This window comes from Pseudomonas sp. SCPG-7, assembly GCF_002156405.1.
GTDB lineage: Bacteria > Pseudomonadota > Gammaproteobacteria > Pseudomonadales > Pseudomonadaceae > Aquipseudomonas > Aquipseudomonas parakoreensis.
In genome coordinates, this window is sequence record NZ_MVOO01000011.1 from 42014 (window position 1) to 64271 (window position 22258).

Sequence of the window (22258 nt, forward strand, 5' to 3'; positions counted from 1 at the left end):
GTTAACTGGCAGCTCCATGTCTTTAGCATAGCCAGTGCTCCCACTCCTCTTACTCTCGAGGTCACTATGAAAGCTAAGCTCGTTACCCCTGTCATCGCAGCAATCACTCTCCTCTTCGGTGCTACGGCTATGGCCAGCGCAGGGCATGGGAAAGAGGACATCGGCCAGCCTGGAGTCGCCTCTCAGGTTACTCGTACGGTGGAGGTCGAGATGGGCGATATTTTCTTCAAACCTGAAAGCATCGACGTTAAGCCTGGTGAAACCATTCGATTTGTCCTTCGCAATGATGGTTCGCTGCTGCACGAGTTCAACATCGGCAAAGCCTCTGCTCATGCAGCACACCAAAAAGAAATGGCAAGCATGTTCCAGAACGGGACGCTTAACCCCACCGGTACCGGAAAAACGATGAGCGGTATGAGCCACAGCATGGGTGGAATGAAGATGGTCGGAATGGAGCACAACGACCCGAACAGCGTCCTGATTGAGCCTGGCGCAACCCAAGAGCTGATCTGGACCTTCAACAACAGCACAGGCCTTCAGTTTGCCTGCAAAGTGCCCGGACATTACCAATCGGGAATGGTCGGTCAGTTTGACCTGAAATAAGCCTAAGCCGGCTTCTCCCACCGCTTCGACACAGGAGTTGGCTACGCTCTGTTGCAGAGTACACAGTGAGGCTTAGATCATGAGTAACCATCAGCGCCTGGATGGAAACACCACCGCACCATATTGGAGGCGCAAAACAGGCGTTGTCCTAATCATGCTCATTGCGATTGGTGCCTTCTACGTGTTGCGGGAGCATTTCAGCCACGTTTATCCATTTTGGCCTTATCTGATTCTGTTGATCTGTCCATTAATGCATTTTTTTGGACATAGCCATGGCGGACATAGCCATGGCGATCAGGCAGCAACCCACAAGGACAAAGAAGGGAAATAGACATGCCTAACATATCGAGCCACCACGACCACAGTCACGCCCATGCTGCTCCGCTAAATGACGATGATCTACGTGACCCGGTGTGCGGAATGGCAGTCACTTCATCAAGTAAATTTGGTGAGTCTTATCAGGGACAGAAGTATCAATTCTGTAGCCTGAAATGCCAGGAGAAGTTTCGAGCTGATCCTGAACGCTTCAGCAGTAATGTTTCGAGCGCCGAGTCCCGCGTCACCACTCCAGAGCCTGCGGTACAAACAGGCACTGAGTTTACCTGTCCGATGCACCCGGAAATACGCCAGCCCGGACCCGGCAACTGCCCTAAATGTGGCATGACATTAGAGCCGGTCATACCCGCGCTCGATGAAGAAGAAAATCCTGAACTCCGGGATTTCGCCCGCCGCTTTTGGTGGTCGCTGCCATTAACCGTGATAGTGACCTTGCTCGCCATGGCGGGACACACGTTACAACTTTTCCATGGCCCGATCCAAAACTGGATCGAGCTGGCTCTGGCGACACCGGTGACCTTGTGGGCAGGTTGGCCTTTTTTTGTCAGAGGCATAGCATCTATTAGAAATCGCAGCCCAAATATGTGGACACTGATTGGGTTGGGTACCGCCGCAGCATACCTTTACAGCGTCATGGCAACGCTCTTACCTCAAAGCTTTCCGGCCACCTTCATGCAAGATGGACGCATCGGCGTCTACTTCGAAGCCGCAGCGGTCATCATCTCACTCACCTTGCTTGGGCAGATTCTTGAGCTCAAAGCACGATCGCAAACCTCCGCCGCCATCAAGTCCCTTCTCGGCCTGTCGCCCAAGACAGCACGCCGGATCAATACCGATGGACAGGAAGAAGACATTCCTCTCACCCATGTCCACCTTGGAGACCATCTACGGGTCAGACCCGGTGAAAAGGTTCCAGTTGATGGCTCAGTACTGGAAGGTGAAAGTGCGGTGGATGAGTCCATGCTTACTGGCGAACCAGTGCCGGTAATGAAGAGAGCTGGAGATAGTCTGATCGGTGCCACGCTCAATACACATGGGAGCTTAGTAATGGAGGCGCAGAAGGTCGGCGCCGAGACCATGCTGTCACAGATCGTACAGATGGTCGCTCGGGCTCAGCGATCCAAAGCACCAATGCAACGAATGGCCGACTCGATTGCCGGCTACTTTGTGATGGGTGTTATCGCGATTGCGATACTGACATTTGTTGGTTGGGGGCTTTTTGGCCCTGAGCCCAGCTGGGTGTTTGGTCTGATCAACGCTGTCGCCGTGCTGATCATCGCTTGCCCCTGTGCGTTGGGTCTTGCTACGCCCATGTCGATCATGGTTTCGACAGGTAAAGCAGCCAGCATGGGCGTGCTGTTCAGGGATGCCAGTGCCATCGAAAACCTATGCAAGATCGACACACTGATTGTCGATAAGACAGGCACCCTGACAGAGGGACGGCCAGTGTTTCACAGTGTGGAGGCCACACCCAGTTTCAATCCCCACGATGTTCTTCAGCTTGCTGCCAGCCTTGATCAGGGCAGCGAACATCCCTTGGCTCATGCAATCGTCGATCACGCCCGAACCGAGAACATTAAGCTCACCAAGCCAGGATCCTTTGAGTCTGGTTCAGGTATCGGGGTCAGTGGCATCGTTGATGGCAAGAAGATCCAACTGGGGAACACCGCGTTGATGGAAGCCGCAGGTGTCAGCACCAAGCCCCTACAAAAGCGTGCAGAGTTGTTGCGACTTGACGGCATCAGCATCATCTACCTCGCAGTCGACGGGGTATTGGCAGGGTTGTTGGCAGTATCAGATCCGATTAAGCCGACCTCCAAAGAAGCAGTCACCAAGCTCAAGGCTGATGACATCAAAATCATCATGGCTACTGGCGACGGGCTCACCACCGCTCGGGCTGTCGCCAGGGAGATGGGGATTGAAGAAGTCCACGGTGAAGTGAAACCTCAGGACAAGGAGCGTCTGGTCGCAGACCTTCAGCAAAACGGCCGGAAGGTCGCCATGGCCGGTGACGGTATCAACGATGCACCAGCCCTGGCGCGAGCAGATGTGGGCATTGCCATGGGGACAGGGACTGACGTTGCGATGAATAGCGCGCAACTCACGCTAGTAAAAGGCGACCTGATGGGGATTTTGCGAGCAAGGGCTCTTTCGGTCGCAACAGTAAAAAACATGCGGCAAAACTTGGGTTTCGCCTTTCTTTACAACTCGATGGGTATCCCCCTTGCCGCAGGCTTGCTCTATCCACTGACGGGACACCTCTTGTCGCCAATGATCGCTGCCATAGCCATGAGCGTCAGTTCTGCATCTGTAGTTTTCAATGCATTGAGACTGAGGAATACCCGAATTGACTGAACTTCAAAATTGCAGCGCACTTGCCATGCGTTTGCATAGAACCTGACCAGTCATTCGCATTTGACTGATCTGTGATTGAGAATTTGACCAACCAGACATCAAAGCTGAGGGGCTCATAACGACCCAAAGCGGTAAATCTGGGCAAGGGACTACCCATGTGTTTTCTTCAGTCCTTCAAGCGCACACTCGCCCTTTGCACAGCGGCCATTTTTTCAGGCCGCTTCATGCGTTTCCATTTTCTGATGTCTTCCTTGCTTCGCCCACAGCTCATACACAGATCACCACTGAGTTGACAAACTGAGATGCAGGGATTCTCGATTTCTTTAGCCATTGTCAGCCACCTTTGGACACACGTATTGAGTCAGGCGGGTGTTCCAGTAACCTCCGTGAGTTCGCTGACACTCCTCCTCAGAGTCGAAGTGGACGCTGTGGTCTGAAGGGGTCAGGACGATGTCGGCCTCCTTCAACGCGATAGCCGTCAGCTCAAAGATGCGCGCCTTCGCGTCAAACAAGGCGAGCTTTCTATCCGCCAAGGTTTCGAATACCCAGATGACCTTCAGGGTTTCAGCCAGCGCGTTGAGGTCAGCGGTATGGGTGAGCCAGATAAAGCCTTTGATTTCACCTTTTGCTGTTTCACACGCTTCGGTGAGCCTGGTAATCAACCGGCGTTCTATCCGCGCCAGTTCGCGTTTCCCTGGTGGCATTGCGGGTTCCTTTGGAGACAATGGAGGGCAGGCTCTGAATCAGGCCGGTCGAAACTCGACCGTCAGATGGCTGACTTCGTGAACCGGCTTGAGACGTTCACGAATGCTGTCGGCGTTCGCAGTGGCCTTACCAACGACGCTGACGATGGCCGCATGGGCTTGCGGCCCAATCCGCCAGACATGCAAGTCAGTGATGATGGCATCCCCCGGCTTCTCAACCAGTTCGCGGATTTCCTCGGCAACGTGCGCATCTGTCTGATCCAGCAGCACACCTGCGGTGCCCCCCATCAAGGTCCAGGCCCAACGCGCGATAACAATGGCGCCGATGATACCCATGACCGGATCCAGCCAAACCCAACCGAGATAACGCCCGGCGAGCAGTGCCGCAATGGCCAGAACTGAAGTGAGCGCGTCCGCGATAACGTGGACGTACGCAGATTTCAGGTTGTTGTCGTTCCCGTGACGGGCATGGGCATGGGCATGGGCATGGGCATGATCATCATGGTCGTGCTCATGACTGTGCCCGTGGCCCAGCAACAACGCACTGACAATGTTGACAATCAAACCGGTAATCGCGATGAGCGTAGCGGTGCCGAACTGAACTTCCGTTGGCTGCAAGAGGCGCATGACAGACTCAATGCCAATTCCCAGGGAGACCATACCGAGAACCAGTGCCGAGGCGAATCCGCCCAAGTCTCCAACCTTTCCGGTACCGAAACTGTAGCGCTCGCTGGAAGCATGGCGTTTTGCATATCCGTAAGCGGCCGCCGCGATGCCTAATGCGCCGGCATGGGTTGCCATGTGGAAGCCATCGGCCAGTAACGCCATCGAACCCGTAATATAGCCGGCGGTGATCTCGCCGACCATCATCAGCACCGTCAGTGCCACAACCCAAAGCGTACGCTTGGCATTTTCGTCGTGCGCTGAGCCAAGGAACACGTGGTCGTGTGTGTAATTGATGTTGGTGTTGCTCATGAGTGTGTACCTAGATGCGTTCACTTAGCGTAACGGCGAATGGCTTCAAGAAGCTCTTCGACGCCCCTGTTACGCTCTTCTTCGCTGAGCGCAGGGTTCGCGACATGCTCCCGCGCGTGGTCCTCGATGATTTCCTCCATTAAGCCGTTGATTGCTCCGCGAGTGGCAGCAACAAGGTGTAATGTTTTTGCGCAATCGAGATCCGATTCCAATGCTCGTTCAACGGCTTGGATTTGTCCGGCTATGCGTTTTACGCGTTTGAGAAGATTTTCTTTGTTTGCTGCAATATGGCCCATGGGATACCCCCCCTACCTATGTATTGCGCATGATAGGCATACCCCCTATGCCTATGCAAGATCATAGAGCGGAGAGAGCATCTACAGTCCCTGGCAGAAAAGAGGCCTCAAGTGCGAGCGAGGAGCGAGAGGAGCTGTAATGTCCGCCTCTAACCGTTCTCTGCCGGCGATGGCCAAAGTCGAATACGCTGCAAATGGTTGGTCAGGTCAAATGCAAACGAGTGGTCAAGTCTGCCCAACTACCCATCACAATGACGGTCACAACCCGAAACAGATAACTGTTGACCTTGCCATCGTGTCAACGTCGATGCTGTTGGTGCGGCGAAAAGAAACCGCTCAGCTTGAGAGGTAAAAAACCATGTTCGTTTTAAATGTTTCCGGCATTGGTTGCGGCAGTTGCGTCAGCAAAATCACCAAGGCGATTCAGTCAATGGATAACGAAGCTACGGTTTCCGTGGATCGGTCAGCCGGTAAGGTGAGAGTTGAAAGCAGCGAAAGCCCAGAGCAGATTCGTAAAGCTGTCGAGGCGGTAGGTTTTCCTTGCCAGATCAGCGCTTGAAGCGCTGACAGCTGCCCCTGGTCAGACGCCCGTTGCAGGGGGGATCCACTTGGTGAACATTCAGGGATACCATAGCAGCGTCGACCACAATTACCGCTCGCAAGCCCCTGCGCTACTAATCACCTCGCAGAGCTTTGAGCAAACCTTTGAATGCTCCATTCAACCGAGTAAAAGCGGCGTCGAAACGTATTCCATTTTCTGTGTACTTTGCGACCTCAACCTGCTGATCGACAGTATTTTGGTCAATGGCAGGTTGAGCCGGTGTACTGTAAAGCAAACTAATTCCATAAATATCGCTTACGGATTCTATTCCGGCAATGTGTTTTACATTTGTTGTTTCCAAAGAAAATAGAGTGGCAGGTGTTTTTTCTATTTCGCGGGCGAGCACAGTAGAAAAATCTAAATCTCGGGCCTTGTAGTTCGGCGTATCAGCATTTGCGATGTTGTTACTCAGGATTTCGGCTCTTTGGCTACGAAGATTCAAAGCTCTTTCCGCTACGCCGACCGCTTTTTCGAAACTAATACTCAAGCAATAATCCTCAACAAGCTCACTTATTTACTACGCGATACCTCCGGATTCACATCTCCGACCAATAGAGGTTCAAAGACATAGTCACCTTGAGTAACGAAAACCTACAAAGGTTCGCCCGTTGATATTATTGGTGAGTAATATCGATGCGCGCTGGAAGACCGAGACCTTAAGGACTAAATACGATGTTCTTCAAGAGAAATATCACAACCTGACGCAACTGTAATATTGGCCTAAGCTTCCCGACAGCGGGAGACCCTTATAGTCCTATTGAGCCTAATGCTCACCCGCTACGAATCAATGCACGATTGGATTCAGGGGCGGCCAGTACTGATCTGAGGAAACCCCAAATGAACACTATCAAATCCTTGTTCGTCATCGCTGCTCTGAGCATTTCATCTTTGGCTATGGCTGAGGGCGGTGGTGATCGGACTTTCGCACGTATGGAATTGGCCAAAAATAATTCGATGGAATCGTACCAGGTAGCTCAAACGCAGAGCTCTCAACCGCCTGTCGCTGAGAGCAAAGCGAAAGCGATGGATCATAAAAACTGCTGAACGATTAGGCACGCGGCCAACCTGACAGAAATGTAATCACTAAGGTGGTTTAGATGTGGCAATTTCTGAGCTCGCTTGCTGTAAAAATTCGTCTTTTTAACGGTAAGCGAAGCTCATCTTGCCAACTCACGGGTTGTTTTGAACGGCTCCCTTTTGACTGATTGGAAATAAACGGCATGCATTCCAAAACCTCTAGACGGACATTCGTTAAAGGCCTGGCCGCCGGTGGCATCCTTGGCGGCCTTGGTCTGTGGCGCACTCCTGTATGGGCAGTGACCAGTCCAGGCTTGCCGAGCGTCCTCACCGGCAACGAATTTGATCTGTTTATTGGTGAAACCCCTGTAAACATCACCGGCTCGCCGCGCACGGCCATGACCATCAATGGATCATTGCCAGGACCCTTGCTGCGTTGGCGCGAAGGAGAGACAGTCACACTGCGTGTGAAAAATCGTTTGGACCAGGACACTTCCATCCATTGGCACGGGATCATCCTGCCGGCCAATATGGACGGCGTACCCGGATTAAGCTTCCATGGCATCGCACCCGACGGTATGTACGAGTACAAATTCAAGATCCATCAGAACGGTACGTATTGGTATCACAGCCACTCGGGCTTACAGGAGCAGGCAGGCGTTTACGGGCCAATCGTTATCGACTCGAAAGAACCTGAACCTTTTCAATACAACCGCGACTACGTGGTGATGTTGACTGACTGGACCGATGAAGATCCTAGTCGCGTCATGGCGAAGCTTAAGAAGCAATCTGACTACTACAACCACCACAAACGTACCGTTGGCGATTTCATCGACGATGTCAGCAAGCAAGGCTGGTCATCTACCGTAGCCGACCGAAAGATGTGGGCAGAAATGAAAATGAACCCCACTGACCTCGCAGACGTCAGTGGAGATACTTACACCTACCTCATGAATGGCCAGGCGCCCAACGGTAACTGGACCGGTATTTTCAAACCAGGTGAGAAGCTGCGCCTTCGTTTTATTAACGGCTCGGCGATGAGCTATTTCGACGTTCGAATTCCTGGCTTGAAAATGACCGTTGTGGCCGCCGACGGCCAACACGTCAAACCGGTCAGCGTCGACGAATTCCGCATCGCCGTAGCTGAAACGTATGACGTGATAGTTGAGCCCGCCAGTGAAGAGGCTTACACCATCTTCGCCCAGTCTATGGACAGAACCGGGTATGCACGCGGAACCCTCGCAGTTCGCGAAGGATTAAAGGCACAAGTGCCTGCGATCGACCCTAGGCCTCTTTTGTCCATGGATGACATGGGAATGGGCGGTATGGCTGGTATGGACCATGGCAGCATGGCTGGTATGGGCAGCGGCGACATGTCCGGCATGGCTGGCATGGATCACAGCAAGATGGCGGGCATGGACCAAAGTGACATGACCGGGATGACCGGCATGGACGGCGGTGATATGACTAGCATGGCTGGTATGGATCACAGCAAGATGGCTGGTATGGACAAAGGCGACATGGCCAACATGGCTGGCATGGACCATAGCAAGATGGCGGGCATGGACAAAGGCGATATGTCCAACATGGCCGGTATGGACCACAGCAAGATGGCTGGCATGGGCGGTATGGGTGGAGAAATGCAGACTCACCCAGCCTCCGAAACCAACAACCCCTTGGTTGATATGCAAGCCATGACCCCGACGCCAAAGCTAAACGATCCAGGCATCGGTTTGCGGAACAATGGTCGTCGAGTCCTCACCTATTCAGACCTGAAAAGCACTTTCGAGGACCCTGATGGCCGCGAGCCCAATCGCACCATTGAGCTACATCTGACCGGTCACATGGAAAAGTTTTCCTGGTCCTTCAACGGCATCAAATTTTCTGACGCTGAGCCCCTTCGTCTCAAGTATGGGGAGCGTCTTCGCATCACCTTGGTAAACGACACCATGATGACGCACCCCATTCACCTTCACGGAATGTGGAGCGACCTTGAAGATGAAAACGGCAAGTTCATGGTGCGCAAGCACACAATCGACATGCCACCAGGTACCAAGCGCAGCTATCGAGTCACCGCCGATGCCTTAGGTCGCTGGGCCTATCACTGCCACCTGCTTTTCCATATGGAAATGGGCATGTTCCGTGAAGTACGGGTTGATGAGTAAAGGAGACGATCTGTGAGCACATACCTAAATCGTAAATCGCTGGTCGGTTGCCTCTTTGCCGTCGGCTTGATGGGTGGACTCTCGTCCGTGGCGCTGGCAGTCGAGGATAGTAGTGTTCATTCACCTGCTACTCCTGCGGAGCCAACGAGCAAGCCTGCAACTGCGACAAAAGAATCAAAGCCCGATCACGGATCAATGGATCACAGCAAGATGAGCCATGAGTCGATGGGTCATGACCAAAAAACCAAAAAGGCAGATTGAGATCATGACCAGTAAGTTTTTACGTCCAACGTTGATGGCACTGGCAGTCTCTACCAGTCCTGCTTTCTCTTTCATGGCCCAGGCGGCAGAAGAGATGGATCACTCCAAGATGGATCGCGGCTCGATGGGAGCTATGGACCATAGCAAGATGGGGGCAATGGATCACAGCAAGATGAGCATGGACAATGGAGCAATGGACGGTATGGAAAGTATGGATGGAGGGGCTACCACCACCAGCCGAACTCCAATCCCTGTACTGACCGACGCTGACCGTGCAGCCGCGTTCCCTGATGTGGCTGGTCATGGCGTTCACGACAAGAAGGTCAACTCCTTCATGCTGCTGGATAAGTTTGAGTACCAGGATGCTGACAACGGTAGTGCGTTGGCCTGGGATGCAAAAGGATGGATCGGCGGTGACGTTGACCGACTGTGGTTGCGTTCGGAAGGCGAACGTACCAATGGCGTAACGGAAAACGCTGAACTCTCAGCCCTTTGGGGGCACTCCATCGGTCCATGGTGGGATGTCGTCACCGGCGTACGACAAGACTTCAAGCCCGGATCACCACAAACTTGGGGAGCGCTCGGTATTCAGGGCATGGCCCTCTATAACTTTGAAGCCGAAGCGACTGCCTATATCGGTGAGAACGGTCAAACCGCTGCTAGATTGGAAGGCGACTACGACATTCTGCTGACCAATCGCCTGATCTTGCAGCCAACGGCCGAAGCCAATTTTTACGGAAAAAATGATCCTCAACGCGGCATTGGGTCTGGATTGGCAAACACCGAAGTAGGGCTCCGATTGCGTTATGAGATTGTTCGCCAATTTGCCCCTTACATTGGGGTTAGCTGGAGCCGCTCCTACGGCAATACGGCAGACCTGGCCAGCGATGAAGGAGAGCATGCGAACGAGGCGCGATTTGTCGCCGGTATTCGGATGTGGTTTTAAGAGCCTGACATGAAAAGAACGTTGAAAACATTGACTGCTGCCGGGGTGGTTGCCGCAATAACAGGTGCCGGCGTGGTTTATTTTGGTGTGATCAATGTTGGGGCGGATGAACCACACTCCGATCCCGTTTACGCGCTACTTTCCACCGCTCGGGATCGCTCGATCGAAGTGCGCTCACGCGACATTAAAGTCCCCGACCTGAGCGAAGAAGCTCTAATCCGCGCAGGTGCTGGCAACTACAACTCTATGTGCATCGGTTGCCATCTCGCTCCGGGTATTGAAGGAACCGAGTTAAGTAATAGCCTTTACCCCGCACCTCCGAATCTTTCAAAACTGGGCGTTGATGGAAACCCTGCCGCAGCTTTCTGGATCATCAAGCATGGAATCAAATCCACAGGCATGCCCGCTTGGGGTAAAAGCATGGCCGATCCCTACATATGGGGAATGGTCGCATTTCTCCAGCAGCTGCCTTCAATGGATGCAGAGCAATACAAAGCTCTCGCAACCAGCAGCGGTGGTCATCAACACGGTGGCGGCGAGAGCAAAATGCATAACCATGAAGGCCAGCATGAGGGCCAAAAAGGCGCTGTCGCGGGGCATCATGATGCGGGTACAGGCGAAGAAATAGCCGAAGCAGGCGACCATCATGGCGAGAGAAACAGCGCTCATGCCCATGAGGCGGCCGAAGCGCCTTCTCAGGATGAAAGTACCGAACACGCCCATCCTCAGGTTGTGGAGGCTTCACATGACGCCCCTGCAACTCCGGCCACTCAGCCAAAAACTCATACCCACGCTGATGGGAAGGAACATACCCATGCGAAATAACTTTCTTCGTCCCGGTCGGGCACTTCGCCTCGCTGCATTTGCGGCTCTGTTTATCAGTTCAGCTGGTCATGCAGCAGAGTCGCTGACGATCGACGTCCATCGTGACGCTAACTGTGGATGCTGCAAGAAGTGGATCCAGCACCTTGAAGCTAACGGCTTCACCGTCGTTGATCATGTAGAAACCAACATGAGCGCGGTCAAGCAGGATCTCGGTGTTGCTCCACGACTCTCGTCCTGCCACACAGCAATGATCAATGGAAAGTTTGTTGAAGGTCACGTGCCCGCCGAGCAAATCATTGCGATGAGCAAACGTGACGACCTTCTCGGGATCGCCGTTCCTGGCATGCCGGCTGGATCCCCGGGCATGGAAGTCAACGGAAAACATGATGCTTACCAGGTAATCGGTTTGTCCAAAGCAGGCGCAGACCAGGTCATTGCTGAATACCCCGGAAACTAATCTGGCCCCTCAATCCTGTCCCTGCGTGGTTAGCGACATAGCCATGCAGCGGGACACATACTGTCCATTCCGCGCTCAAGTAACACGCAAAGACAATGAGCTACTGTTGGCCGTCTCTCCTGCTGTTCCCCCCAGCCCCACTCTATAACGCCCTCAGCTAAACGATGCGCACGCAGTCGAAGTGAATATCGACGATGACTCTGCACCTTCAGTCTCAGTTATGAATGGAGATTGCCTGTCAACGGATCAAAAGCTCCTAGACAGCAGGTTTGCCAAGCGGGGCGAACACAGGTACTGACAACAGGACGTCCCGCACTTATGTCAATCCACACAAAAAAAGGCGCCACTAGGGCGCCTAAGCCGCCTCCCAAACCAAAGGAGAAACAAGGAGACGGGGTGTACCTGGTAGTCGAACAATTGGTGCCGCAGGTTAGCGCTCGTTAAAGCAGTTGCAGTGGGTACTCGACAATCAGTCGGACCTCATCCAAATCAGATTCGAAATCGGTAGCACGCGTGGTTGCTTGGCGAACACGCAGCGACATGTCCTTCAGAGAGCCTGACTGGATGATGTACTTAGCCTCAATGTCTCGCTCCCAACGCTTTTGGTCTTGCAATGGCGCTCCATCTGCTCCGCGACGCATATACACGCTGTTCGCGTTGGAATAATCAGCGTCCCACCCCTTCGCGTAGCGGGTCATGAAGCTAAGGCCTGGGATGCCGAACGCTTGCATATCCAGGTCGTAGCGAAGCTGCAAGGATTGCTCTTTCGGTGAGTTGAAGTCGCTGTACTGGATGGAGTTATCCAGAAAAATCGAGTCCGATTGGCGCAGGTAATCAAAGTCGTCATTGCCGTTGCTGCGCTGATAGCCAACGGTCACCGTGTGGACGCCGAATTTAACCCCGGCTTTGCCACTCCAGATATTGTTATCAAAGCTGTCCAGGAGTTTTTTACCCTCGTCGACCGCGCGGTAGTAATTAAATCCACCGATCAACGCGACGCTCTCTGAGAGCGGGTAGCTCAGGGAAGTGCCTGCGTAATACTGACTCCAAACATCCTTAAATTGGCTGGCGTAAAGACTCACACCAACATGCTCATTAACGGTGTAATCGCCCCCAAGGTAAGCAATCCATGGAGCATCAACAGCACCGGCATAGAAAGTCGAAAAGCCGTCACGCATGCTGCTGGAGTTGGGTTGGCTCATCGCATGCAGCCGCCCCCCCTGAATGGTCAGGTCTTTAATGGTGGTGTTGGTGAACGTTGCCCCCTTAAAGCTCTCTGGCAGCAGTCGAGAATCGCCATATGCCACGACAGGCGTGGATGGAAAGACATCTCCTACTTTGACCACCGTATCCATAAAGCGAGCCTTCGCGGCTCCGCCTACTTTTGAGTAAGAGTCTTCAGGTTGGCCTTTGCTGTTGTAGGGCATGACATCCACTGAGCTTCGAGCCCCCGAGCGCCCATCACCCGAATCAAGCTTGAGTCCTACCATTGCAAATGCATCTATGCCGAACCCGACGGTGCCTTGGGTGAAGCCAGACTCAAATCGCCCGATAATCCCATGAGCCCATTCTTCAGCGTAACCATTGCCTGTGGGACTTGACTGGCCCTTTCGATTGTCACGATTGAAGTAGAGATTACGATTGAGAAGACTAAGGGAGCTCCCTTCAATGAACCCCTCAGGTTTTTGCTCAACGGCCACTGCAACTTGCCCCATGCTCATGCCAAGGGCAATGAGAGAAAGACCATAAAAGCTTTTATTGTTCATTTAACACTCCAGGCTTTTGCTTGGCAGAGTTTCTTTATGAAATATTTTTATCATTATAAAAAGCCACCGGCACATAGGGATTCCCTCTACGTGCCGACAGACATAATTTCATACAAAAGATAACTTCAGCGTGACCTGAAAATTACTTCTATGTCAGCGACCAGCAAGCATGCTTAAAAAGCGTAAATGAATGATTTGATGTAGACATGACCTTAAGGGGCTAACTCCCATGTGGGCAGTCGGTACCCATAATCTTGTATTCCACGGTATTAAGCTTGCCCGCCGAATCTTCATAGGTCATGCGCGAAGGCGCAACACTACAGTTTTTGTTGGCCTGTGTGACACTGATCACCTTCTGAATATCGAGGTTCATACCATATTCATAATGAACAACTTCAGGGACGGCCTTACCATTTCTTAAGGCATATTGCTCCATCGCCTGTTGGTTTTCTTGCATCATCCGACCATACACGCGGTCACCGCCTCCTTCAGCCATGGCTAATGAAGATAAGGTCAAAACCGAAGCGGCGCAAAACGCTTTCACTGCTGTCATTGCTTTCATGATTTTCTCCTAAGCTCAATTTTCTGAGTTAAAGAGTAACAAGTGAAAGCTTTCAGAAAGCTGCCGCGAAGGTTACTAATGTGAAAGGTGAACCCTACTCCGCGTTTACGCTTTCAAGCCAGATGGCATTTTTGTTATCACCAAAGGTTGGCAGACGCTGACGGAACACAGATGACCTCAATAGCTTATTGGAACCGGTGGCCCCTCCCAATTCCTCGATACGCCGGTAGATCTGAGCAAGGCCTCCGCGTCGACTCCGGTTTTTTCCAGGCTTGTCAGATCCCACTCGAAGAAACTGGAAAATACCAGGAAAACCTTGCTTGCTACCGCTGAAGTCAATCTTACCGTCGAGTAATTCACCGGGAGCTTCATCCGGATGAGTTCAGAGACAGTCCATATCAAAGTTCTTAGACGGAAATGCCATACTGACTCTTGATGAATCTTTATCTGTTGATAAGTAAGGGGAAACCTCTGCTTGCGTAGATCCAGCTCATGAGGTAACGAACCTGGGAGTAGCGATTGCAAATTCCGAATATTCACTCTCTTCGGATCTTTCGTAACTTTATATAGCTCATCTACGCCCGCTTCGATAAGGGCCGCATACGCGCCGTCTCTTGAGTCGACAGACTTTTCGACCGTAACTGCAATTTTTTTAGGTGCACGGAGTTTTGCCATTAACCATGCGTTATCATGTTCTAGAATCCATTGCGTAGGTTTGTACGCCTTCTTCCAGAGGTACTCGACATCGGCGTCGTTACGTAGCGCTAAAAGCAACTCAATTTTTTGGCGATACCTAGTTTTTTGGCTAGGATGCGATTCTTCAACTTTGGACGCTCGCGGAGAAACAGAGGCACTCAGCAGAATAGACTCATTCTTCAGAGCCTCTTCAAAGTCATCTGCACTGGAAAACAAATGAAGAGCAATGATCAAATGCCTCGCGAGCGGCATATTTAGCTGACCTTTGTCTGATTTGAGCCGGATCCATTGCTCATGTTTCCCGGTGTTATAGGCTGGATCAATCTGCGACAAAAGCTCATCACCGTAAGCGCTTTGGATGCTGTCGAATAGTTTTGCGATACCTGCATTTTTTCCGAAAATATATCCGCGTTTCTTGCATTGGCGGACGTAGCAAGAACTTAATACCGTACTGCCTATCGGAGGAATATTGCGTTGCAAGATATCGTGTGCGAACAGGGCGACTTTCTGTTCCAGTTTTGAGCCCTTGTGAGTCGCTGCGCTGTTTAAGGGGCTCCAACCGCATGCGCATGGCTCAGTCAGATTGGGAAGTAGCTTCAATTTTCGGTAGAACGGGCGAGAGCACTCGGGGCAGGCATGGATCAATGTGTCGCCATGACGCCAACAGACGGCAACACCGGGTATTTGGTGAGATCGATGCCAGTAGGCAGAACCCCGATCAATCAAATCCTCCTGAACGCAGGTAGGACAAAGCTTAGCCTTGCCATGGGTGGACTCCTCTCTGCGGGGCACCCGTACCACCCCGTCATAACCCAGCGGACCTACGTTGTTCTCCGGACCCTGCTTAACCCCAAGAAAAGGCCGGTAAGCAGGAAAAGTGGTATTGCTACTGATCAGCTCTGCGAGATTGCTCTCCGATTGCCCCGGCAGTCTGTGGGCGAGCCTCTCGATCTGATTGGGTACGATGCCACCAATGCAAAAGGGTTTCGATGCGAACAAATCGCGGTAGGTTTCTGTCGCGGTTCTGTTGCCTGACAGATAGTGATATCGGGTGACACGAGAGTGCAGCATTTCATCCGGCATCGACACGGGGAAAAACAATAGATCAGACATCATTTACCGATTAAAGGTAGGGCTCGAAGAGAATATGCATCCGGGGGCAGTATATATGCAACCCGTCAAATTCTGTATCCGGTATCGATTTGGAAATGATACCCAGCCGCTCAACTTTTAACCGTAGTGAATTCATCTAAGCCCTGCCGCGATCGTACTCTTGAATACAAAACACGTATCGATAACCTGCGCAGGTCAGCCCATGGCAATTGCAAAACTATTTCTGTTGATCGCGGGTTAGTACGTTTTACTTGCTGATCGTGGTCATCCAGCGTATGCCGTAGCTATTCTGGAAGGTGCAAATATTCATTAACAGAAAAATAATGTGTTTACGTTGAATTAAATTCAGAACTTTTTTAGATCGAGGGAATGGCTGGCTGGATTACAGCGTGGGCCGAATGCTCGCGACCCTGTAAAGCGAAGAACGTGATATAGGCTTGCCCTCCGAGAGCAATTTGCTTCTAGCCCATCGCAGACGCCTATCGTGGAAGCCTTCGATTGATTCACATACTTTGTCGAGCATTGCTGCACAGAGAGGAAGCTTGCAGAGCTGCTTTTCGAAGCGAGACAGAACATGAAGCTCCCGGCCAATTCTGGTACGCGAGATGCGGACAGGCTTACCCGCAAGAGCATAAAGCGCTTCAGCACACTGACGGACTTCGCCGGCCAGTCTCGCATCGAGGGCAGCGAACATTTCGGCGCTATTTAGACGGGGCGTACGATGGGGGCTTGGGTTTACAGTTGACTCCGAAAGCCACCGCCTATCGTGGCGATACAGCCACGCATACCCCCTGCATGCATGTGCTTTGTAAAAACGATAATCAGCCTCGAAAGCCGTGCGTCTTGCGCATAGCTCAATGTGAAATCTTGCCTCACTCCAAGCACCTTGCCCGCCGGCTACATTTCGGATGTGACGATAGACATACGCCAATGAAACGCCTAGAACGGCAGCGATCTTTTTGGCATCAGCGCCCTCAAGAGCATGTTTCCACACAGCGGCTGACGAACAGTCCATGCCTTCACCGGGCATCACCGGAGAAAGGCGCGTGTGAAGTTGAATGTGAGCTATCGGACCACACGCCACCGCCTGTTTCACCGGGCGTTGACCATGCAGCAAGTTCACCATGTCAATGCCCAGAGCACCGGCCAATAAAATGTATTTGAGCGGGTGGTGGGAGGTTATTGGCGTACGAAGCAGCTTCGTGACCCACGAGGCGGGTGTACCTGCACGAACTTCTCCGAGTATGGAAAATTCCCATTCTTGCGGGAGTGCGGCAAAAAAATCGGCCATGTGCTGCGCCAGCATGTGCATGTGCAAGCGATGGTTATCAGAGGCAAGGTTAAGCTGCGTTGCCCTTTGTAAAAACGTGTAGCGCACCGCCTCCGCTGACAAAGCACTGACTTCAGACTCGATGACCTGAAGTGAGCGCAACGCTATTTCGTGAAGCGGCGGCATGCTCAGCGACGGGGTATCGAGACGTAACGTGTGAGCTTGCACATTCTCATCACTCGGCAGATTGAGTTGTCGAGAGCTGCGGCTGGACCAGCGAGGATCAAGGATACTAAGTGACGTCCCGTGATGCGGACATACCAGCACGCCTGGAAGCATGTGAACCCTGTGCCAGTAAGCAACTCCCCGTTGGGCCTGATCTTGGGCGATACATTCTGGGCATAACCGCACTCGGGAGGCGAATCCAATACGGCTCGCGTTGACGCCCAGCTTCAACATCAAACCCTTCCCATCGGCAGTCATCAGCGTCCGAGCGTGTTCTACCTGGCTCATAGTCAAAAACGGCGCATAGTAGGGTAATAGCGTGTGACGCATAAGGACCTCGGCTATCGATAGCTCGGTACCGCTGGGTAGCGCGTCGACAAACTCCCCTAAATGACTTGGGAATGCCACATTTTGCGAAAATGCTGCCGCCGATTTCAGGCCGGCAAATGCTGCTTGGCAATTACGAACACCGCAAAGACGGGCATAGCGAGATATCACGCTGTGCAGCGTCTCATCGGGGAACGCGGTGGGGAAGAAATGGAGTTTAAGGTGCACTTCGCCACCCCCCGACTCACGCTTTGTGATACATCGGTGAGAACTCAAACAAGTCCTCGTTGAGCCAGCCCGCAGCTCGCAGAGCATCGAGGGGAGCGTCCTGTTCGCTTAGGGCTTTAGCCTCTGAGTTTTCCACACCAGTTGCAATAGGCGATGGGTGATCCTTCGCAAGAATGGTTGGAGATTGGTCTGCCGGCTTCTCACGGGACACAACGCTTCGAAGCAAGGCGAGGCGATCCTCTCGTGCCAAACCGTCGAAGACCATCATTTCGCTCAGTTGATCCTCAATCGGCAGCAAATCGTCGAACTGCCGCATCCGCTTCGGATCTCGGCTACGCAGAGCTGAAAGGGCTGGCTTTAGAATCTGCATTTTTGAGTTGCTTACCTTCACCAGGACCTCGGCAGTCAAACACTCCGAGCCACTCTGGACCGCATAACGCTGACTCAATACCAGCAGCTTGACCAGGAAATCTGTGACGCCTTGAGTGTGCTCATACAGCGTGTCGAAAATCTCGTCAGTCAGCTCAGCAGTCTGCTTGCACCACTGATAGCTCCAGAGATTTTCGACTAACAACCGCCACTCCTCATCCTCTTTTTCGAATCGTTTGAATTCCAGCGTACCGGCACCACAGACTCGGCGGGCAGTCCGCATGGCTTCTGAGAACAGGCTAATCGTAGAGTTCGTGCCACTGAAAACGACCGGGATACCAATGTTGTTAACCAAGTGCAGAAAGAAATTCAGCATGCTCTCCTTACCACCGGTTTTCGCCAGGTGGAGGTTTTGCAGCTCGTCGATTAACAAGGCGCCGATGAAAAACGTGCTGGCCACCTGCTCCATCTGTTGCAGCGCATCATTGATATTTCGATGCCTGTAGCGCTTGTGATAGTCCTTGTCTCCTAGAGCGTCACCAACCGCATAAAAAAACTGCTGGCAAAATCCAGCCAGCGATCCATCCCGAGGGCAGTCAAGCTTCAGCCAAGTGATTTGGGTATGAACAAACTGCTTTCCCTCATAGCGCTCATGACGGATTGTCTGTGGATAAAGGCTCAAAATGGCGTGGAGTGCCGTCGACTTGCCAATACCGCTCAGGCCGACGACGGTAAACGTTTCAGCAGTGGACTTGAACGCATCGTGGTAACGCTGAGCCCCCGATAAAGAATGCAAATGCCGGACGGTAGCGGGCGACATCGGGTTACGCCCAACATACCCTCGACGGATGAGCAGTGAAAACAGGGCCTCCAGTTCCAGGTGTAACAAAAACGGCTGTACCACGGTTCTTAATCGGTCGATACAGTGAATTCGAGTGGATCCTTCGAGGGTCAGCTCTTTCGGATCCACCGGCTGAGGAAAATTCGAGATCAGCTCAATAGCCGCCGCCTCCGACAATATAGGAGGCAAAGCTTCGATAAGCGGATTGCCCGCATACTCACTTATGTCCTGTTTGACGTAATTGGCAAACGTCTGCGCACCTTTCATTTTGCCTGTCCTGGCCGAATTCTTTTGAGCAAATCGATAACTTGCGCAGTGCGCTCGCCGGCATATGAGTCATGCGCTTTCGGTGTCGATTCAGATTGAAGTGAAGCTGGCTCCGCCCTGACGCCTTCAGGAACAGCCGCATTTTCACGCTCACGGAGACGTTCTTCTGCGCGGTTCTCGCGGATGTTTCCAGTGGCCTCCGCCTTGGTGGGCGGAGCAGGTTCCAATTTTCGTTCTGCGAGCGCATGGCTGATGATCTGGTGGACCTGATCGCTAAGCTGCACACGGCTTTCCAGCTCGGCTCGCCGGTGAGTAGGCGGTTTTTGGCGATAGGCTTCGAGCAGATCAAAAATCTCGTCCGAGCGGTAATTCGCGTAACCGGCATCCGATCGTCGAAGATCACAGCGGATAAACTGCTTGGCCTCTCCCTGGATCCAGATGTGCGCCGCAGAGTTCGGATCGAACCAACACTCTATTGACCAAACGCCCCCTTTGCGAGCCTTGGCAAACCAATCTTTCTCTATGGCCATATCACAAACGTAGTGCATGCCGCGAAACATCACGCCGCCCTTTTGAACGGTCGCGCGCTCGCGCGGCAAGAGATGGAGGTAAACCAGCTCGTCGGGACGTTTGTTGGATTCGATCAGGTCGTTTTCGCAGGCCCAATTCCATATCCCGTTGGGCGTAGGTTCAACACCGTCATTCATCATCGCCTGAGTCAGTCGGTCAGGCTGTCGATGGTGCCGGTTATAGTGGAGCACGCAATTGATGAGGATCTGGGTGAACTCTTTGAGGTTTAGCGTGGCATCGAGCCGGTAATCTCGCTCGCCTCGCTCTTTGTCTCGCGCAGCTACCCCGCCAGGTAGCCATCTGATACCCGTCAAATCATTCAAAATGCCAAACCGACTTTCTACCATAGGCTTCCAATCAGGCCGATAAGGCGGAGCCGTGCCCATCTCAATTCCCAAGCCTGACGATAGCCCCTCTGCTGCCAGTGACAACATCTCTCCCCTGTCGGCGTAAATCTGGTGGGGCAGGTGGTGACAATTCCAATCATCTGAATTGATTTCAACGCCGTTCTGAGCGCAGAACTCGACTTTGGGGGTAAACGCGTTGAACAGCGCTTGCCTCGCCCCGTTCCAACTGGGACCTTCCAATCCTACATAGAGGCCAACAATCATTCCGGAGAAACTATCCACAACGATATAAACTACGGGCCGGCCAATAAGCATCCGTCTAGAGTAGCTATTGACCAAATAAATATCGGCAATAGTTGCGTCGATTTCAAACTGATGACACGGTCCACGCAGCCAATCGCGAACGGTACCTGAAAGCGGACGGCAGTCCTTTAACCACTTCCTCAACCCTTTACGGCCACGCTCGGTTTCAATTTCGTCGAAAAAAATCTGTCCCCAATATCTGAATTGCCTCAGGCTGGGCAGCTCTAAGCTAGGTAGCAAACGAAGCTCTTCTTCACTGTTTTTAGAGATGTCTCGAACCGAGTAGAATCTTCTCAACATTTCGTCATATGCGCTCGAAATAGAAGATTTCTTATCTTTTACATAAAGGGCATATCCAACTCGTATGCATCGTTTATCAACCGCACTGAGCATCTTGGAAGGCGCAGTGAGAACGCCTTGAAACGTAGGTTTTCGCCCTGGAGGCCTACTCGGATCATATTTTCTATCGGCAACTCCTACCGCCGAGTAATTATTAAGTAATGAGTTTCGAACTTGACCATAAAACCAATATCGGTAAAGAAGCCGATAGATCGTTTTTCGCTGAATTCCGAGCTCTGACGCCCGTTTGGTAACAAGCCGGCCTAACTCTCCCCGTACAAATATTTGTCCTGGATATTCAGGATCTAGCAGCGGGGCTATGACCGCCCACTTTTCGTCCCGGCCTTGCTTGGCTCTCTCATCCAGCTGGTCCTCAAGCACAAGCATAAACTCGGGTGTGGTAATGGCTGCTGGTTTCGTGTGACCAGACGCTAACGAACGACGCAACTCTTCGAGACCAATGGCGTAGGGCTGCCGGGGTGGGTCTGCTAGATCTATCACCACAGCCAAGTCATGCGTTTCATCTTGGTAAATGAGCCTAGCTATCGTAGCGATGACCGACAGATCGGTAACAGGCTCAAAAACCTCATTAACGAGGACAGTCATGACATTTTCTCCTTCAACGATCCTTGGACAGGGATCTGGAAAACTTCGAATTCAGGAACTAGACTAGTAAGGTGGAGAGGAGTGTTAATCAAATCTATTTTCAGTACCTTGTTCCAAACCAGATGGAAGAAAATTGCCTGAGCGTCTAGATAAGAGATGGACAGAAGGGACGCTATTTTTCTTAGACAGGTGGCCAAAGTCCACGAATATTCCCGGCTGTTTGCTAGGCACTCGATAAAACTCGAATGCAAAGGGACTTTCATTAAATCGCGAGGGAGCTTCGAGTATTTTCTGATTAGTCCAAGATTTTTTATCAAATCTCGTGTAAAAAATTCATCTGTGACGATTTTCCAATCAACACCTTGGCTTTGCCAAAAGCGCTTTTCAATCTCAAGTTTTTCAAGCGTGCGGTTACTTCCTTTGCCAACTAGGTCGGATCGATACTTCACCGTTCTAGCTACCGACTTAAAGTTTCCGCTCAAGTCCTTAACGGTTAGCAGGAAATCTGTTGTCATTACATAGGGCAGTGTCGTTCTAGGGTATCTGGGATAACGTACATCTATTGCCGACGCTATCGCTTGCGCGCGCTCTGTGGGTAGTAACGGATATTGCTCACGGATATCCACGACGTCTTCAGAAAATTCACACACAAGGAAGTACGAACGCTCGAGATCTGACAGTAGGTGATGAATCCTCTCGATCTTCACACCTTGGATTTTGTGCGAACGACCTATCGACGGGACATCTTGTACCCGCAGCCAAGGCACGTAGCTTGCCCCGGCGCCTTCGCCAAATCCATTTGCAATGTGCCGTTCAATGTCCTGCTGTGATGCAAACTTACGACCTCGCAACCCACGCCTCCTCAGTCGATGCGGACCGCTTCACCTC

The 22258-nt window shown here is 52.1% G+C and carries 22 protein-coding genes and 1 pseudogene; 11 read left to right on the forward strand and 12 right to left on the reverse strand.

The window, feature by feature from the left end; all coding sequences use genetic code 11:
* Nucleotides 1-66: 66 nt before the first annotated feature.
* The 3 genes from B1722_RS19905 (at nt 67) to B1722_RS19915 (ending at nt 3294) form a co-directional block, all read left to right on the forward strand.
* Nucleotides 67-603 carry a plastocyanin/azurin family copper-binding protein gene (locus tag B1722_RS19905; RefSeq protein WP_086794048.1) on the forward strand — a complete coding sequence of 179 codons (537 nt, stop codon included), beginning with the start codon at nt 67-69 and terminating at the stop codon, nt 601-603.
* Nucleotides 604-682: 79 nt separating this feature from the next.
* The gene (locus B1722_RS19910) at nt 683-934 is read left to right on the forward strand and encodes a DUF2933 domain-containing protein (protein WP_080895976.1); all 252 of its coding nucleotides are present in this window, start codon (nt 683-685) and stop codon (nt 932-934) included.
* A 2-nt stretch (nt 935-936) separates the two neighbouring features.
* Entirely contained in the window at nt 937-3294 is a 2358-nt protein-coding gene (locus B1722_RS19915; RefSeq protein WP_080895977.1) for a heavy metal translocating P-type ATPase, read from the forward strand.
* A 149-nt stretch (nt 3295-3443) separates the two neighbouring features.
* Here B1722_RS19915 and B1722_RS19920 read toward each other — a convergent pair.
* The 4 genes and pseudogenes from B1722_RS19920 to B1722_RS19935 form a co-directional block, all read right to left on the reverse strand.
* Nucleotides 3444-3625: pseudogene (locus B1722_RS19920) on the reverse strand (DUF1289 domain-containing protein).
* Complete coding sequence (locus B1722_RS19925) at nt 3618-3998, reverse strand: hypothetical protein (RefSeq protein ID WP_042556874.1); 381 nt, start codon at nt 3996-3998, stop codon at nt 3618-3620. Before B1722_RS19925 ends, B1722_RS19920 begins: the two are co-directional and overlap by 8 nt.
* Before the next feature lie 39 nt (nt 3999-4037).
* Complete coding sequence (gene dmeF, locus B1722_RS19930; protein ID WP_086794050.1) at nt 4038-4973, reverse strand: CDF family Co(II)/Ni(II) efflux transporter DmeF; 936 nt, start codon at nt 4971-4973, stop codon at nt 4038-4040.
* Between the two features lie 20 nt (nt 4974-4993).
* Nucleotides 4994-5269 (reverse strand): metal/formaldehyde-sensitive transcriptional repressor, encoded by a 276-nt coding sequence (locus B1722_RS19935; protein WP_042556876.1) that lies wholly within the window; start codon nt 5267-5269, stop codon nt 4994-4996.
* Nucleotides 5270-5408: 139 nt separating this feature from the next.
* Between B1722_RS19935 and B1722_RS29215 the strand changes: the two genes are divergently transcribed.
* Nucleotides 5409-5621, forward strand: a complete 213-nt coding sequence (locus tag B1722_RS29215) for a hypothetical protein (protein ID WP_140396035.1) — start codon at nt 5409-5411, stop codon at nt 5619-5621.
* Between the two features lie 6 nt (nt 5622-5627).
* A complete protein-coding gene (locus tag B1722_RS19940) occupies nt 5628-5828 on the forward strand; it encodes a heavy-metal-associated domain-containing protein (RefSeq protein WP_080895979.1) in 201 nt (66 codons plus the stop codon).
* 115 nt (nt 5829-5943) lie between these two features.
* Here B1722_RS19940 and flgB read toward each other — a convergent pair whose 3' ends face one another.
* Complete coding sequence (flgB, locus tag B1722_RS19945) at nt 5944-6357, reverse strand: flagellar basal body rod protein FlgB (protein WP_042556877.1); 414 nt, start codon at nt 6355-6357, stop codon at nt 5944-5946.
* Between the two features lie 350 nt (nt 6358-6707).
* Between flgB and B1722_RS19950 the strand changes: the two genes are divergently transcribed.
* The 6 genes from B1722_RS19950 (at nt 6708) to B1722_RS19970 (ending at nt 11541) form a co-directional block, all read left to right on the forward strand.
* The gene (locus B1722_RS19950) at nt 6708-6914 is read left to right on the forward strand and encodes a co-regulatory protein PtrA N-terminal domain-containing protein (RefSeq protein ID WP_042556878.1); all 207 of its coding nucleotides are present in this window, start codon (nt 6708-6710) and stop codon (nt 6912-6914) included.
* 176 nt (nt 6915-7090) lie between these two features.
* Complete coding sequence (locus B1722_RS19955) at nt 7091-9052, forward strand: copper resistance system multicopper oxidase (RefSeq protein WP_042556879.1); 1962 nt, start codon at nt 7091-7093, stop codon at nt 9050-9052.
* A 12-nt stretch (nt 9053-9064) separates the two neighbouring features.
* Nucleotides 9065-9313 (forward strand): hypothetical protein, encoded by a 249-nt coding sequence (locus B1722_RS29220; RefSeq protein WP_176393382.1) that lies wholly within the window; start codon nt 9065-9067, stop codon nt 9311-9313.
* Entirely contained in the window at nt 9285-10259 is a 975-nt protein-coding gene (locus B1722_RS19960) for a copper resistance protein B (protein ID WP_042556880.1), read from the forward strand. Before B1722_RS29220 ends, B1722_RS19960 begins: the two co-directional genes overlap by 29 nt.
* Nucleotides 10260-10268: 9 nt before the next feature.
* Entirely contained in the window at nt 10269-11084 is an 816-nt protein-coding gene (locus tag B1722_RS19965; protein ID WP_080963326.1) for a cytochrome c, read from the forward strand.
* A complete protein-coding gene (locus B1722_RS19970; RefSeq protein ID WP_042561924.1) occupies nt 11074-11541 on the forward strand; it encodes a DUF411 domain-containing protein in 468 nt (155 codons plus the stop codon). The genes B1722_RS19965 and B1722_RS19970 overlap by 11 nt, the downstream gene beginning before the upstream one ends.
* 440 nt (nt 11542-11981) lie before the next feature.
* Here B1722_RS19970 and B1722_RS19975 read toward each other — a convergent pair whose 3' ends face one another.
* The 7 genes from B1722_RS19975 to B1722_RS20005 form a co-directional block, all read right to left on the reverse strand.
* On the reverse strand, nt 11982-13307 hold the full coding sequence (locus tag B1722_RS19975) for an OprD family porin (RefSeq protein ID WP_086794052.1): 1326 nt from the start codon (nt 13305-13307) through the stop codon (nt 11982-11984).
* A gap of 220 nt (nt 13308-13527) precedes the next feature.
* Complete coding sequence (locus B1722_RS19980; RefSeq protein WP_042561925.1) at nt 13528-13860, reverse strand: DUF2790 domain-containing protein; 333 nt, start codon at nt 13858-13860, stop codon at nt 13528-13530.
* A gap of 186 nt (nt 13861-14046) precedes the next feature.
* Nucleotides 14047-15678 (reverse strand): TnsD family Tn7-like transposition protein, encoded by a 1632-nt coding sequence (locus B1722_RS19985; RefSeq protein ID WP_232966725.1) that lies wholly within the window; start codon nt 15676-15678, stop codon nt 14047-14049.
* Between the two features lie 382 nt (nt 15679-16060).
* A complete protein-coding gene (locus B1722_RS19990) occupies nt 16061-17728 on the reverse strand; it encodes a TnsD family Tn7-like transposition protein (protein WP_042556882.1) in 1668 nt (555 codons plus the stop codon).
* Nucleotides 17729-17744: 16 nt separating this feature from the next.
* On the reverse strand, nt 17745-19205 hold the full coding sequence (locus B1722_RS19995) for an ATP-binding protein (RefSeq protein ID WP_042556883.1): 1461 nt from the start codon (nt 19203-19205) through the stop codon (nt 17745-17747).
* A complete protein-coding gene (locus tag B1722_RS20000; RefSeq protein ID WP_042556884.1) occupies nt 19202-21370 on the reverse strand; it encodes a Mu transposase C-terminal domain-containing protein in 2169 nt (722 codons plus the stop codon). Before B1722_RS20000 ends, B1722_RS19995 begins: the two co-directional genes overlap by 4 nt.
* On the reverse strand, nt 21367-22221 hold the full coding sequence (locus B1722_RS20005; RefSeq protein WP_042556885.1) for a TnsA endonuclease N-terminal domain-containing protein: 855 nt from the start codon (nt 22219-22221) through the stop codon (nt 21367-21369). The genes B1722_RS20000 and B1722_RS20005 overlap by 4 nt, the downstream gene beginning before the upstream one ends.
* Between the last annotated feature and the right edge of the window lie 37 nt (nt 22222-22258).

What these genes read in the sequence shown, in the direction of transcription:
- dmeF (WP_086794050.1), bottom strand. Translation starts at nt 4,973, where the DNA reads ATGAGCAACACCAACATCAATTACACACACGACCACGTGTTCCTTGGC.
- B1722_RS19975 (WP_086794052.1), bottom strand. Translation starts at nt 13,307, where the DNA reads ATGAACAATAAAAGCTTTTATGGTCTTTCTCTCATTGCCCTTGGCATG.
- B1722_RS19940 (WP_080895979.1), top strand. Translation starts at nt 5,628, where the DNA reads ATGTTCGTTTTAAATGTTTCCGGCATTGGTTGCGGCAGTTGCGTCAGC.
- B1722_RS19995 (WP_042556883.1), bottom strand. Translation starts at nt 19,205, where the DNA reads ATGAAAGGTGCGCAGACGTTTGCCAATTACGTCAAACAGGACATAAGT.
- B1722_RS19935 (WP_042556876.1), bottom strand. Translation starts at nt 5,269, where the DNA reads ATGGGCCATATTGCAGCAAACAAAGAAAATCTTCTCAAACGCGTAAAA.
- B1722_RS19905 (WP_086794048.1), top strand. Translation starts at nt 67, where the DNA reads ATGAAAGCTAAGCTCGTTACCCCTGTCATCGCAGCAATCACTCTCCTC.
- B1722_RS19925 (WP_042556874.1), bottom strand. Translation starts at nt 3,998, where the DNA reads ATGCCACCAGGGAAACGCGAACTGGCGCGGATAGAACGCCGGTTGATT.
- B1722_RS19955 (WP_042556879.1), top strand. Translation starts at nt 7,091, where the DNA reads ATGCATTCCAAAACCTCTAGACGGACATTCGTTAAAGGCCTGGCCGCC.
- B1722_RS19980 (WP_042561925.1), bottom strand. Translation starts at nt 13,860, where the DNA reads ATGACAGCAGTGAAAGCGTTTTGCGCCGCTTCGGTTTTGACCTTATCT.
- B1722_RS19985 (WP_232966725.1), bottom strand. Translation starts at nt 15,678, where the DNA reads ATGTCTGATCTATTGTTTTTCCCCGTGTCGATGCCGGATGAAATGCTG.
- B1722_RS19965 (WP_080963326.1), top strand. Translation starts at nt 10,269, where the DNA reads ATGAAAAGAACGTTGAAAACATTGACTGCTGCCGGGGTGGTTGCCGCA.
- B1722_RS20000 (WP_042556884.1), bottom strand. Translation starts at nt 21,370, where the DNA reads ATGACTGTCCTCGTTAATGAGGTTTTTGAGCCTGTTACCGATCTGTCG.
- B1722_RS19950 (WP_042556878.1), top strand. Translation starts at nt 6,708, where the DNA reads ATGAACACTATCAAATCCTTGTTCGTCATCGCTGCTCTGAGCATTTCA.
- B1722_RS19970 (WP_042561924.1), top strand. Translation starts at nt 11,074, where the DNA reads ATGCGAAATAACTTTCTTCGTCCCGGTCGGGCACTTCGCCTCGCTGCA.
- B1722_RS19960 (WP_042556880.1), top strand. Translation starts at nt 9,285, where the DNA reads ATGACCAAAAAACCAAAAAGGCAGATTGAGATCATGACCAGTAAGTTT.
- B1722_RS19915 (WP_080895977.1), top strand. Translation starts at nt 937, where the DNA reads ATGCCTAACATATCGAGCCACCACGACCACAGTCACGCCCATGCTGCT.
- B1722_RS19910 (WP_080895976.1), top strand. Translation starts at nt 683, where the DNA reads ATGAGTAACCATCAGCGCCTGGATGGAAACACCACCGCACCATATTGG.
- B1722_RS29215 (WP_140396035.1), top strand. Translation starts at nt 5,409, where the DNA reads ATGTCCGCCTCTAACCGTTCTCTGCCGGCGATGGCCAAAGTCGAATAC.